The sequence below is a fragment of the Tahibacter harae genome, assembly GCF_024437735.1.
Classification (GTDB): domain Bacteria; phylum Pseudomonadota; class Gammaproteobacteria; order Xanthomonadales; family Rhodanobacteraceae; genus Tahibacter; species Tahibacter harae.
In genome coordinates this window covers 1-12603 of the sequence record NZ_JANFQO010000011.1, presented here as the reverse complement: position 1 = coordinate 12603, position 12603 = coordinate 1, and the positions used below count along the sequence as shown (strand labels likewise).

At 68.7% G+C, this 12603-nt stretch carries 11 protein-coding genes; 5 read left to right on the top strand and 6 right to left on the bottom strand.

The window, feature by feature from the left end; genetic code table 11:
• The first annotated feature begins 54 nt into the window (after nucleotides 1–54).
• From NM961_RS12895 to NM961_RS12885, 3 genes are all read left to right on the top strand, one after another.
• Nucleotides 55–855, top strand: coding sequence for a TatD family hydrolase (locus tag NM961_RS12895; RefSeq protein ID WP_255914801.1), 801 nt, complete (start codon nucleotides 55–57; stop codon nucleotides 853–855).
• Between the two features lie 113 nt (nucleotides 856–968).
• Entirely contained in the window at nucleotides 969–2042 is a 1074-nt protein-coding gene (locus NM961_RS12890; protein ID WP_255914800.1) for a flagellar motor protein MotA, read from the top strand.
• A 1-nt stretch (nucleotide 2043) separates the two neighbouring features.
• Nucleotides 2044–3129 carry a peptidoglycan -binding protein gene (locus tag NM961_RS12885; RefSeq protein ID WP_255914799.1) on the top strand — a complete coding sequence of 362 codons (1086 nt, stop codon included), beginning with the start codon at nucleotides 2044–2046 and terminating at the stop codon, nucleotides 3127–3129.
• Between the two features lie 197 nt (nucleotides 3130–3326).
• Here NM961_RS12885 and NM961_RS12880 read toward each other — a convergent pair whose 3' ends face one another.
• From NM961_RS12880 to NM961_RS12860, 5 genes are all read right to left on the bottom strand, one after another.
• The gene (locus NM961_RS12880) at nucleotides 3327–3839 is read right to left on the bottom strand and encodes an SRPBCC family protein (RefSeq protein ID WP_255914798.1); all 513 of its coding nucleotides are present in this window, start codon (nucleotides 3837–3839) and stop codon (nucleotides 3327–3329) included.
• A gap of 116 nt (nucleotides 3840–3955) precedes the next feature.
• A complete protein-coding gene (locus NM961_RS12875) occupies nucleotides 3956–4702 on the bottom strand; it encodes a class I SAM-dependent methyltransferase (RefSeq protein WP_255914797.1) in 747 nt (248 codons plus the stop codon).
• 213 nt (nucleotides 4703–4915) lie between these two features.
• Complete coding sequence (locus NM961_RS12870) at nucleotides 4916–5455, bottom strand: pseudouridine synthase (RefSeq protein WP_255914796.1); 540 nt, start codon at nucleotides 5453–5455, stop codon at nucleotides 4916–4918.
• A gap of 46 nt (nucleotides 5456–5501) precedes the next feature.
• A complete protein-coding gene (locus NM961_RS12865; RefSeq protein WP_255914795.1) occupies nucleotides 5502–6482 on the bottom strand; it encodes a class I SAM-dependent methyltransferase in 981 nt (326 codons plus the stop codon).
• 241 nt (nucleotides 6483–6723) lie between these two features.
• Entirely contained in the window at nucleotides 6724–7653 is a 930-nt protein-coding gene (locus NM961_RS12860; RefSeq protein ID WP_255914794.1) for a LysR substrate-binding domain-containing protein, read from the bottom strand.
• A 114-nt stretch (nucleotides 7654–7767) separates the two neighbouring features.
• Here NM961_RS12860 and NM961_RS12855 point away from each other — a divergent pair, with 114 nt between their 5' ends.
• Nucleotides 7768–7941: a hypothetical protein gene (locus tag NM961_RS12855; RefSeq protein ID WP_255914793.1), complete on the top strand. Its 174-nt coding sequence runs from the start codon at nucleotides 7768–7770 to the stop codon at nucleotides 7939–7941.
• A gap of 140 nt (nucleotides 7942–8081) precedes the next feature.
• Here the strand turns inward: NM961_RS12855 and aceK are convergent, their stop codons facing one another.
• Nucleotides 8082–9821, bottom strand: coding sequence for a bifunctional isocitrate dehydrogenase kinase/phosphatase (gene aceK, locus NM961_RS12850; RefSeq protein ID WP_255914792.1), 1740 nt, complete (start codon nucleotides 9819–9821; stop codon nucleotides 8082–8084).
• 231 nt (nucleotides 9822–10052) lie between these two features.
• Here aceK and NM961_RS12845 point away from each other — a divergent pair, with 231 nt between their 5' ends.
• The gene (locus NM961_RS12845; protein ID WP_255914791.1) at nucleotides 10053–12554 is read left to right on the top strand and encodes a hypothetical protein; all 2502 of its coding nucleotides are present in this window, start codon (nucleotides 10053–10055) and stop codon (nucleotides 12552–12554) included.
• The last annotated feature ends 49 nt before the right edge of the window (nucleotides 12555–12603 follow it).

Sequence of the window (12603 nt, the reverse complement as noted above, 5' to 3'; positions counted from 1 at the left end):
CGCGGCGCCGGGATCGCCGATAATCGCGTCCTTTTGCCGGCCGGGAATCCCCGCATGCAGCTCGTCGATATCGGCGCCAATCTCTCCCATTCCTCGTTCCAGCACGACCTCGCCGCGGTGCTGCAGCGCGCCCGCGACGGCGGCGTGGCCCAGCTCGTCGTCACCGGAGCCAGCCGCGAGGGCAGCCCGCAGGCGCTGGAACTGGCCCGGGCGCATCCCGGCCTGCTCTACGCCACTGCCGGCATACATCCTCACCATGCCACCGAATACGATTCCGACACGGACGCACTGCTGCGCGAACTCGTCGCAGCCGCCGAAGTACGCGCCGTGGGCGAGACCGGCCTGGATTATCACCGCGACCTGTCCCCGCGTGCGACGCAGCAGTTCGCATTCGAACAGCAGCTGCAGATCGGCCTGGACTGCGGCAAGCCGCTGTTCCTGCACCAGCGCGACGCGCACGGCGATTTCATGGCCATACTCAAGAGCGTGCGCGACCGGCTCGGCGCCGTGGTCGTGCATTGCTTCACCGGCACGCGCGAGGAACTGTTCGACTACCTCGATCTCGACTGCCACATCGGCATCACCGGCTGGATCTGCGACGAGCGCCGCGGCCTGCATCTGCGCGAGATCGTCGGCAACATCCCGGCGAACCGGCTGATGATAGAGACCGACAGCCCCTATCTGCTGCCGCGCGACCTCAAGCCCATGCCCAGCCACCGCCGCAACGAACCCATGTACCTGGCGCATATCTGCGCCGCGGTGGCGCAGAGCCGCGGCGAAACACCGGCCGCGACGGCCGCCGCTACCACGGCCACGGCGCGGCAATTCTTCGGCCTGCCGGAAGCCGCCGGGTAAAGAACCGGTAAAACGGGGCCGAGCTGAAGCGCAGCAAACCGGCGGAACCAAGCCGCACGCAACCGGTCAGACCCCTCTGGCATCTTACGGACGCCCCTAGCGAGGCTGATCGCATGACCCGACCCACCCGCAGCCTGATCTGGATTGGCGGCTTCCTGGCCGCCGTGTTCGTTCTGGCTGGCCTGATCGCGCCGCGCCTGGCCCAGGCGTTCATGGCCAATCCGTTCTTCAACGGCGTGATCCTGGCGGTGCTGCTGGCCGGCATCGCGATCAACCTGCGCCAGGTGCTGGCGCTGAACCGCGACATCGACTGGATAGAGCATTACCGCCGCGCCAACCCGGAGCGCCCGGTCGCCGGCCAGCCGCGCCTGCTCGCGCCCATGGCGCGCATGCTGGCCGGCCGCGACCGCGGCAAGCTCACCCTCAGCCCCAGCTCCATGCGCACCGTGCTCGACGGCGTCTACCTGCGCCTGGAAGAGGCGCGCGACCTGTCGCGCTATCTGATCGGCCTGGCTATCTTCCTCGGCCTGCTCGGCACCTTCTGGGGCCTGCTCGCCACCATACGCTCGGTTGCCGACATCATCGGCTCGCTGGGCGTGGGCACCGATGCCGTGGCCATGTTCAGCGCGCTCAAGGATCACCTGCGCGAACCGCTGGCCGGCATGGCCACCAGCTTCTCCACCTCGCTGTTCGGCCTGGCCAGCTCGCTGGTACTGGGCTTCCTCGATCTCCAGGCCGGCCACGCGCAAAATCGCTTTTACAACGAAATGGAAGAATGGCTTTCCGGCGTGACCCGGCTGTCTTCCTCCGCCGGCCCCGGCGGCGAGATCGACAGCTCGGTGCCGGCCTATGTGCAGGCGCTGCTGGAACAGACTGCCGACGGCCTGGAGCGCATGCAGCGCGCCATCGTCGAAAACGAGCGCGAGCGGCGCAACGCGAACGAACAGCTGGGCGAACTCAACGCCCAGCTCGCCCGCCTGACCGAATTCCTCGGCCGCGACGCACGCGAGCGTCATGCCGCGGCCGAAGTGCAGGAGGAACTGCGCGCGGCGCTCAAGACCCTGGCCGGACAGAACCAGGGCGGCGGCCTGAACGACGACCTGCGCAGCGAATTCCGCCTGCTTTCGCGCACCATCGCCGCGGCCATGGACAACCAGCGCCGCGCCAGCACCGACCGCAGCTACTGACATGCGCAGCCTTGCCAGCCGCCGCCGCGGCCAGGACATCTGGCCCGGCTTCGTCGATGCACTCACTTCGCTGATCATGGTGATGGTGTTCGTGCTGCTGCTGTTCGCCATCGGCCAGTTCGTGCTGTCGGATTCGCTGGCCGGCAAGAACCGCGCGCTGGACGATCTGAACGCGCGCGTGGCGGAACTGGCGAAAACCCTGTCGCTGAGCCAGGACAGCAACCGCCAGCTCGATACCAAGGTCAAGGAGCTTTCCGCCTCGCTCGGCAGCACCGGCGCCGAGCGCGACCAGGCCCGCGGCGAACGCGACGCCGCCCTGGCCGAAGCCGCGCGGCTGAACACGGATATTGCCGCGCTGAACGAACTCAAGGCGCAGCTGGAAAGCGAGGTCGCGAAACTCGTCAACGATCTGGGTCTGGCCCAGACCGAAGTCACCAAGGGCAAGGAACTGTCGGCACAGCAGATCGCCCAGCTGGAGCTGCTGAACCGGCAGATGCAGGCGCTGAACGCGCAGCTGGCGCAGATCCAGGCCGCGCTGGACGTGGCCAACAAGGACATCAAGGCCAAGGACGCGAAGATCGCCGACCTGGGCAAGGAACTGAATATCGCCCTGGCCAACCGCGTCGGCGAGCTGGAACGCTACCGCTCCGAATTCTTCGGTCGCCTGCGCGCCGCGCTGGGCGACCGGCCGGATATCCGCGTCGTCGGCGACCGCTTCGTCGTGCCCACAGACATCCTGTTCGACACCGCCTCGGCGGAACTGGGCCCAGCCGCGCAGGCCTCGATGGACAAGCTGGCCGAGACGGTGAAGCTGGTCGCGGCGGAAATCCCGTCCAGCCTGGACTGGGTGCTGCGCATCGACGGCCACACCGATTCGCGCCCCATCCACACCGACCGCTTCCCGTCGAACTGGGAATTGTCCTCGGCGCGCGCCGTGTCCATCGTCAAATACCTGGTCGTGCAGGGCATACCGGCGCATCGCCTGTCGGCCAACGGCTTCGGCCAATTCCAGCCGCTGGACGCGGCGCAGACGCCGGAAGCGTTCGCGCGCAACCGGCGCATCGAGATACAGCTGACCAATCGCTGAGGCTCCGCGCGCGGCCGCGCATTCGACACACTGCGCGGCAACACGCAACCGCCTGCAGAATCGCCGCAGCGCCGCGCTGCACCGTCACGGATCCGGCGCGCGGAAGGCGCGCCTGCGCCGTCGATACACGCAACACACTCAAGTCCGCGGCCGCCGCGACGCCTGCGGCCAGGCCATCGACACATTGCGCGCTGAACTTAAGGGTTCGCCGCCGAAACCCAGCCGCCGAATTGAAGCCCCACGACCTGATCGACCGCCGGCGCGATCTTGTCGAGGTTGTGCGCGGCGGTACCGCTGACGCGATACGTCACCACGGCCTGGCTGCCTTCGTCCTTGGCGCTGAGCGCGATGCTGAGCACGCCGGTGACGGCCATGTCCTGCAGCGGCCCCAGCGCGGCATTCAGGCGCAGCAGCTGGCGCGGCTTGAGCATGATTACGCGGCCGTGCTCGGCGCCGCCATCCTTCCAGCGCTCGCAGAAACAGCCGCCGACCTTGGCTTCCAGGCTGAGATTGGCCGCATCGCCGGACCAGGTGTGTTCCTTGGGCCACCAGCGTCCCGGCTGGATGAGCAGCTGCCAGGCTTTCTCCGGCGTGGCGGCGATGCTCAGGCGGTGTTCGACGATGAAGCCGTCGGCGGCGGCCTGCTTCACTTCGGCCTGGGCCGTCGCAGAAGCCAGCAGTGCAAGAGCGCCTAGCAGTTGCGTTCGCATGATTCCACTCCGGGCGGCGGGATGGCGGCGATTATCGCGCTGCGCGGCTCGCGGCGTGAACCGCGCAAGGCGGGCCCGGCGAATCCGCGCGCGTTGCAACGCCGCGGCCGACGCGCTCAGTCCAGGCGGCCTATACGCATCGCCAGATCCCAGCGCACCCGGCGCACGACGGCCGGATCTTCCCAGGCGGCGACGAACTCGGCCTCCAGCTCACTCACCGGATCGCGGCCCAGCGCGGCCAGATAACGCTGCGTGGCCGACCAGGAACGCAGATAGGCCAGGAACTGGACCAGATCCCAGTCCGCGCCGAGGCCGAAGGCCGGCGCGGCCAGGCGCGTGAACGGGAAATCCAGTTCCGCATAGCCGGATTCCACCAGCCGCCGCTCCGGCGGCCAGTAGCTGTCGAGCAGATCCACATACAGGCGCTGCTTTACCGCATCCACCGCCGGGGTGATGCTGCAATCGGCATAAGTCCATTCCGCCACTATGCCGCCCGGCCGCAGCACACGCCGGACCTGGGCGTGAAAGGCATCCAGATCGAACCAGTGCAGGGCCTGGGCGACGGTGACCAGATCCACGCTGGCCTGCTGCAGCGAACAGTCTTCGGCCCGCTCCACACGGTAGTCGATGTTGCCGGCGGCTTCGGCCTGGGCGATCTGCGCGGCACTGGGATCGCTGGCGAAGACGCGGTCGAAATGCGCCGCCAGGCCCACGGCGGCCTGGCCGTTGCCGCAGCCCGCGTCCCAGGCCAGTCCGCGCCGCGGTGCCTGCTGCGCCAGCCAGGCGAACAGTTCCGGCGCGTAGCGCGGCCGCGCGCTGCGGTAGATCGCCGACTGGGTGGAAAAATGATCCTTGAAGCTCACGCCGCCGCTCCGTCCTGTCGATCAGGCGCAAAAGATACTGCAGCGCTGCGGGCTGTTGCCGATGGCTCCGGCGGATGGTGCGGCGTGATGGAGCCGCCTTGCAGGGGTGGCGGCGAAGCGTGCCACCGGGTCGATTCACCGCAGCGGTTGAAATAACAGCGCGAAAATCGGGACACCGAAAATCGGGACAGCCACGGACCGCGCCGACTGCGGTCAAACCACCCGCCACTGTCCCGGCGCCAGTCCGTCCAGCGCGCAGGTGCCCATGCGCGCCCGGATCAGGCGCAAGGTCGGCAGGCCGACCGCGGCGGTCATGCGCCGCACCTGGCGGTTGCGGCCTTCGCGGATGCTCAGTTCCAGCCAGGCATCGGGCACGCTCTTGCGGAAGCGTACCGGCGGATCGCGCGGCCACAGGCCGGGCGGCGCGGCATCGAGCAGGCGCGCCTTGGCGGGCAAGGTGGGGCCGTCGTTGAGCTGCACGCCGCGGCGCAGCTGCTGCAGCGCGGCCTCGTCGGGTGCGCCTTCGACCTGCACCCAGTAAGTCTTTTCCTGCTTGTGGCGCGGATCGGTCAGGCGGTGCGCCAGCGCGCCGTCATCGGTCAGCAGCAGCAGGCCTTCGGAATCGAAATCCAGGCGGCCGGCCGGATACACGCCGGGCCGGTCTATGTAGGCGGCCAGTGTGGGCCGCGGCGGCGTGCTGCGGTCGGTGAACTGGCACAGCACGCCGTAGGGTTTGTTGAACGCGATGAGCATGCGGCAGCGGCGCGCGGCGGCCGTGGCCGCCGCGCGCCATCGAGGCTTACTCCTTGACCGGCGCAGCAGCCGGCGCCGGCGCCGGTGCAGCGGCCGGAGCGGCGGCGGTGCCGGCCGGCTTGACGAACTTCAGCGTCATGCGGTCGGACTCGCCGATCGCGACATACTTTTCCTTGTCCTTGTCGCCCAGGGCCAGCGACGGCGGCAGGGTCCAGACGCCCTTCTCGTAGTCCTTGGTGTCCTTGGGATTGGCATTGATCTCGCTCTTGGCTTCCAGCACGAAGCCGGCATCGGTGGCGAGCTTGATGACGTACTCCTCGGGGATATAGCCCGAGTCCTTGATCTTCTGTATGTCGGAGCCCGGAGCAGCGCGGTGATCGGTCACGCCGAGCACGCCGCCGGGCTTGAGCACGTCGAAGGCGGCCTGGAACAGCGCCTTGTCACTGTTCCAGTTCATGAAGTTGTGCACATTGCGGAAAGTCAGCACCACGTCGGCGCTGTTGCTGTCGCCGAACTTGGGCAGGCCCTGGGCGAACTGGCGCACTTCGACTTCGCCGTAGCGTTCCTTGTCGCCGGCAAGCTTTTCCTGCAGCGCGGCGTTGCTCTTGGCCAGGTAGTTCTTGGTGCCTTCGCTGGAGGCGCTTTCCGAATCCACCAGGGCCACGGCCAGGCGGCCCACGCCCTTTTCCAGCGGGGCGAGGATTTCCGTATACCAGCCGCCGCCCGGCGTCACCTCGATCACCACCTGGCCGGGCTTGAGACCGAAGAAGGCCAGGGTTTCGCGCGGATGGCGGTGGGCGTCGCGCGCCTTGTTCGCATCCGAGCGCCAGCTGCCGGCGAGCACTTCGTCCATGCGCTTTTCCCAGGCTGCGACTTCAGGTGCGACCGTCGGCGCCGGCGTGGCCGGGGCAGCCGCCGGCGCGGCGGGCTTGGCCGGTTCGGGCGCGGCCGGCTTGGCCGGCTCGTTGTTGCCGCCGCAGGCGGCCAGGACCAGGGTGAGAGCAAACGGCAGGGCGAGCTTTTGCATGACAGCTCCAGGTTATTTGGGGCGGGGAAAGGCAGCAGGCTAGCACGGAGCGGCCGACCGACGCTGCGCCATGTCGGCCTGACGAAACATTAACGCGCCGAGCCGTGGATGCGTTGTGGCAGGCCCGTTGCCGCGGCGCCGACCGCGCCTTGCCGCGCCGTTGCGACGCGCGCTCCGGGCCGCTTCGCGTACGGCGGGGCCGGCCGCCGTCGCCGCAGCAAGACCGGGCGCAGCCGCACGCTCAGCGACGCCGTTTCCTCGCCGGCGCAGCGCCCGCCGCCAGCGCCGCCGTTGCCGCGCTGTGCTGCGCGGCTTCCTCCAGCACCCAGGCGCGAAACGCGGCGACGCCGGCGTGCTGGGCCGAGCGCGGCGGATAGACCAGGTAATGCGACCACTCCGCGCGCAGCCGCTGCGGCATCAGCGCGACCAGGCGGCCGGCGTCGAGCAGCGGCTTGACCAGGGTCAGGCGGCCCAGCGCCACGCCCAGCCCTTCCAGGGCGGCGCGGTGCAGGCTTTCGCTGTCGTCGAAGTTGGCCACGTAGCGGCGTGGCTCGGCGCCGCCGAACTGGGCAAACCAGTCGCGCCAGCGCCCGCCGGGATCGCCCAGCAGCGGCCAGCGCGCCAGCTCCGCCGGCCCGGGCCGGCGCGGACGGCGCTTGAGGAAGGCCGGGCTTGCCACCGGCGTGACCCATTCGTCGAACAGATGGATCGCCTCCAGGCCGGGCCAGGCGCCGGGGCCGAAGCGCAGCGCGGCGTCCACCGGCTCCTTGGAAAAATCCACAAGTCCCGAACCCGAGTGCAGGTGCAGTTCCAGTTCCGGATGGCGCGCGACGAAGCGCGGCAGGCGCGGCACCAGCCAGCCGGTCGCGATGGTGGGCAGTGTGCTCAGGGCCAGTACGCCTTCGCGGCATTGCCGCGGCGGCTGCAGCGCGCGTTCTATCGCCTGCAGCGGGCCGGCGACGGCGTCGAGCAGGCGCTCGCCATCCTCGGTCAGGCTGACGCCGCGCGGGCCGCGCACGAACAAGGTGCGCTGCAGGCGCTGTTCCAGCGCGCGGATCTGGTGGCTCAGCGCGCTGACGGTCAGGTTCAGGCGCTGCGCCGCATGTGACAGGTTGCGCTGCTGCGCAGCCAGTACGAAGGCCTGCAGTGCGCCCAGCGGCGGCTTGCTCATCTTGAATTTTCCTCAAGGCTGGCTTGCAAAGATCTCGCTTTTTGCACAGGCAACGGCTGGCTAGGCTAGCAACACGTTCAAGTCGTGTCGAACGGCACCTCGGGAGAAACCGCCATGGCAAGCATCTGGAAAGAACTGTTGTTCCTGCACGGGCATTTCGTGCGCGCCGAGGACCTGGCCGGACCGGTCAGGCCGGAACTCCGGCCGCAGCCCGGCGAAAGCGAGCCGGAAAACGCCCCGCGCGCCGCCGCGCGGCCGGCGCCGGAACTCGCCGGCGGCTGCGCCTGAGCCGTCCGTGTGCCGCGGCGGTACGGAAACTTTCCGCCGCCGCGCCCGGGTCCGCGCAGCGGCGCAGCGACGCCCATCCGACGCAAAGCTGCGGCGTGCGAATCCGCTCCGCGCCACGAACCGCCGCCGCGGCGCGCGCTTCAGTCCAGCGCCTGACCGAGCAGCGCCAGCGGATCCAGACACGCCGCCGCCGGATACGGCGGCACATCGACCCGCTCGCCGCGCTGCAGGCGCTGCTGCAGATCCAGCCACCAGCGCACATCGAAGATATCGGCGTGGCGCTCCAGCAGTGCCTCGCGCTGATCCGGGCTCAGGCCGAGAAAGCGCGGAAACTGTTGCGGGAACACGTCATGCGGCCCCACGTACCAAGCCTCGCCGCCGCTGGCGCCGTCGCCCTCGTCCTCGGGCAGTACGCGGAAGCGGCATTCGTGCACCAGGCACAGTTCGTCGTAGTCGTAGAAGATGGCGCGGCCGTTTCGCGTAATGCCGAAGTTCTTCAGCAGCAGGTCGCCCGGGAACACATTGCTGCGCGCCAGGTCGCGTATGGCCTGGCCGTAGTCGATGATGGCGCGGCGCGCCGCCGCGGGATCGCTTTCGCGCAGATACAGGTTGAGCGGACGCAGGCGGCGCTCGATATAACAGTGGGCGATGACCAGGTCGCCGCCGTCGACATAGGCGCTCTCGCGGCATTCCTGCAGGATCTCGCGCAGCAGTCCGGGCGCGAAGCGTTTCTGCGGAAAGCGCAGGAAGCGGAACTCCTGCGCGTCGACCAGGCGGCCCGCGCGATCGTGGTGAAATACCAGGTGATATTTCGCCATCACTTCCTCGCGCACGCTCTCCTTGGGAAAGGCGAACTTGTCGCGGATCAGCTTGAACACCAGCGGGTACGAGGGCAGCGTGAATACCAGCATGACCATGCCGCGCTCGCCCTCGGCGTGGACCAGCTGTTCGTCCGGATCGCGCTGCAGGTGGCGGAAAAAGTGGCGGTAGCGCTCGGTCTTGCCCTGCTTGGCCCGTCCCAGCACGGTGTAAAGCTCGTCGATGGGCTTGGATGGCAGCAGGGTGCGCAGGAACACCACCGCGTCGCCGACGGTGGCCAGATCGGCCTGGAAGTAGCTGCGCGTATAGCCGAACACCTGGGCCACATGTTCGCGCTCGGTCAGCACCGCGTCGGCGCGGATGCCGCCGGGTTCGTGCACCAGCGCGATCACCAGCGGCGCGATGCGCTCGGCGCCGAAGACGCGGCCGACCAGATAGGCGCGCTGCTCGCGGTAGAACACGGTCTGCAGCAACTCGATCGCGCGCACCGGATCGCTGCCCCAGCCTTCCAGCCGGCGCGACACCGCCTCGGCAATGCGGATCGCGCACAGGCCGGCATGTGCGTAGGCCGCCGCGAACGGATAGTCGTCGAGTATGGCCTGGCAGACCCGCGGCAGATTGCTCCACACCGCATAGCTGTGGCGCGCCACCGGATGGGTGATGCGGTCGGTGGGCTCTATGTCCAGCGCGACGAATTCGATGTCCGCATCGACGCCGCGGGTCTTGAAGCAGCGCCGGGTCTGGGTGTTGTACCAGGTCTTGTAGAGTTCCTGGTCGAGAAGGCTCGCGATGATGGCCGAATACGCCGCGTGGATCTGCCGCCACAGGCCGCGGTCGCGCAACGAGTCGCCCAGCTCCCGTTCCAGCACCGCGGCCATGCGCTGCGCGCAGAGGTCGTAAAGTTCGATGCGCTCCACCGCGTCCGCATTCGCCCCGCTCCAGTCGCGCGTCTCGAAGCGCCGCTGCGCACGCTGGGTGACGGCGCGGAAGCGGGCGTGGTAATCCTCGAAGCCGGCATGGATCAGGCTGGCGGCCTGGGTGGCGAGTGCAGTCTGGGTCATGGGCGGTCGCGCGCGGGGTTTGCCGCAGTATCGCGGCTGGCGGGCGGGTGGCAAGTAGCCGTGCGCGTGGCGCCGGCAGGGCCGGCACCGGGCACGGATAACTTTTTCTTACCGGGACGACAGCGGTATCCACACTAGACTGCGGCGGCGGCGCCGCATCCGCTGCACGGGCACCGGATCGCCACGGGGAGCGCCGGCCTGCTGCATCCGGCGCCGCAGGGGACGATTCGCATGTACAGATCCGCCCTGCTGCTGGCGGCAGTCATTGCCCTGGCCGGCCTGTTCGCCGTCATGCCCGCCGCTGCGGTGTCGCCGCAGTGGATGGTCAATGTGGAAAACCTCGTGCGCACGCAGGAGCAGCCGCTGGCCGATCTCGGCGCCAGCTGGACCTTGCTCGCCGACGGCAGCCAGTTGCTGGCCGCACAGAGCCGAACCGCCGAACATCACCGCACGCTGCGGCGTATCACGCCGGACGGACAGATCAGCGATTTCGGCCAGTTCACGCCGGGCGGCCACGGCCAGCTGCCGGAGACACACTACGGCGATGCCGCGCGGGTGCTGCTGGCCGCCGCGCAGACCGGCGCGTGGGTGCTGACCTCCTCGACTGGCGAAACGACGGGTTCACAGCTGCAGTTTCTCGAAGCCGACGGACGTCTGCGCTGGTCTTTGCCCTTGCCCAGCAACGCGGCAGATGGCGACGGTCCTGCCGTGGCGTTGTCTGCCCAGGCCGACGGCTCGGCCCTGGTGCTGCGCAAGCGTTCGGTGCTGAAGGTCGATGCGAGCGGCCAGATCAAATGGCACTTCGGCAACGGCAATGCCGACCACGTCATGCTGGACCAGGCCGTGCTGGCCGTGGATTCGCTGGGCGTGTCCTGGGTCGGCGGCGGCGGTGGTCTGCGCCTGGGTGCCGATCATCTCAAGTTCGCCGCGGTGCGCCGTTTCGACAGCCAGGGCGCGCTGCTCTCGTTGGGACTTTTGCTGTGCGACAGCTGCACGCACAGCCGCGTGCTCGGGCTGGCCCTGCTGCCCAATGGAGAGGCCGCGGTAGTCGGCCGTTCCGGCGCGGGCGAGCCCGGCTTCTTCGCCATGTTCGGGCAATACGGCGCGCAGCGCCTGCGCGTCTTCACCGCACCGGGCGGCGGCTATGACCATGTCGTCGCCGATGCAGCGAACAATGTCTACGCCCTCGCCCGCGACACCGGTACCGTCAGCGCGATCGATCCGGCCAACGGCAGCGTGCGCTGGCAGAAAAGCGGCAGCGACATTTCCGCCCTGCCCGAAGGCGTGCTGATCGCCCAGGCACCGACCAGCGGCACCGGCGCACTGACGATCAGCGCGTTCGGCGCGGACGGCACTACGCAATGGACACGACAGATCGAAGCCAGCGACGGCACCGCGCTCGGCGGTGCACGCTATGAGGATGGCGTCACGCGCGTGGTCGCCATGGTCGAGCGGGAAAGTGCGGACTGCGGCTTCTCGCCCGGCCTGGTGACACTGGATGCCGCCGGCGTGCCACAAAGCACCGTGCGCGCCTGTACCGTACCGGTGCGCCGCTACTGGCGCGGGATCAGCAGCGACCCCAGTGCCGGCATCGTGGGCCATCTCGACCGGCGCATGCTCCGCTTCGACGCCTACGGCAAAAAACGCTGGGACTACGATACCTGCCCATTCTGCCCGGGCTATGCGAGTTCGACCTATACCGGCGGCAGCCGGCTGATGCCCGATGGCACGGCCTGGATCACCACCCGCTACTACGGCACTGCTGGTTCACTCCCCAGCGAACACAAGCTGCTGCGCCTGGCGGCCGGCGGCAGCGTACTGGGCGAGACGCCGCTGCCATTGCCGGGTGAAGGCGCGCTGTGGGACCGCACGCAGGTGCTCGCCGATGCCGATCAGGTCGTGGTCTTGGTGCCGCAGCGCGGCGGCGTGAGCTGGAGCCGTGCAAGCAGCAGCGGCAGTCCGCTGGCCGCGACGACCCTGCCCCTGCCCGGCGATCACGACCAGGTGGAACTGCTCAACAGCCGGCTCTGGCCCGATGGCAGCGTCAGCCTGGTGACACAGCGCTACTACCTTTACGGCTGCGAAGCGGATCCGCCGCCGGAATATTGCTACGACTGGCGCAACACCGTGCTGCGCATCAATGCCGATGGCAGCGAGCGCTGGCGCGCGGATCTGGACAGGAAATGGCTCAATGCCAGTATCGAGGACGACGGTAGCCATGTCGTACTGGTCAGCGCCATGGAATTCGGCGAGTCCGTGCTGTTGCGCCAGATCGATGCCAAGGGCAACGTGAGCGCGGCCGTTCCCATCCCTGACAGTACAGATGGCTCGGTAGGCCATGTAATCGGCCCCGTGCGCGGCCGTTACCTGTTCAGCACGCATGACGGCTTCCGCCTGGTGGATCGCAACGACAATCTGGTTGCGACCCGCGCGAGCCAGGATTTCGGCAACGCCGTGGCCTACGCGGAACCCGGATTCATCGTCTCCAGCAGCTTCTACACCGGCCGCCTGCTGTCCGCCGACGACCTCACCGAACTGGCCCGCTTCGACACCGACGGACCCGACCTTTATCCGCACTACGATACCTACTGGGAACACTGGAGCCTGTCCGACGACGGCAGCGTCTACCTGAGCGAACAGCCCGGCTCGCGCAACGGCTACCGCCCGCGCCTGATCTGCTTCGCCGTGCCCGGTTCGCCGGCCGACGATGTGATCTTCATCGACCGTTTCTGAACTGCATGGCCGCCGTGGGGGGGGGGGGCCCCCCCCCCCGCGGGCCCCC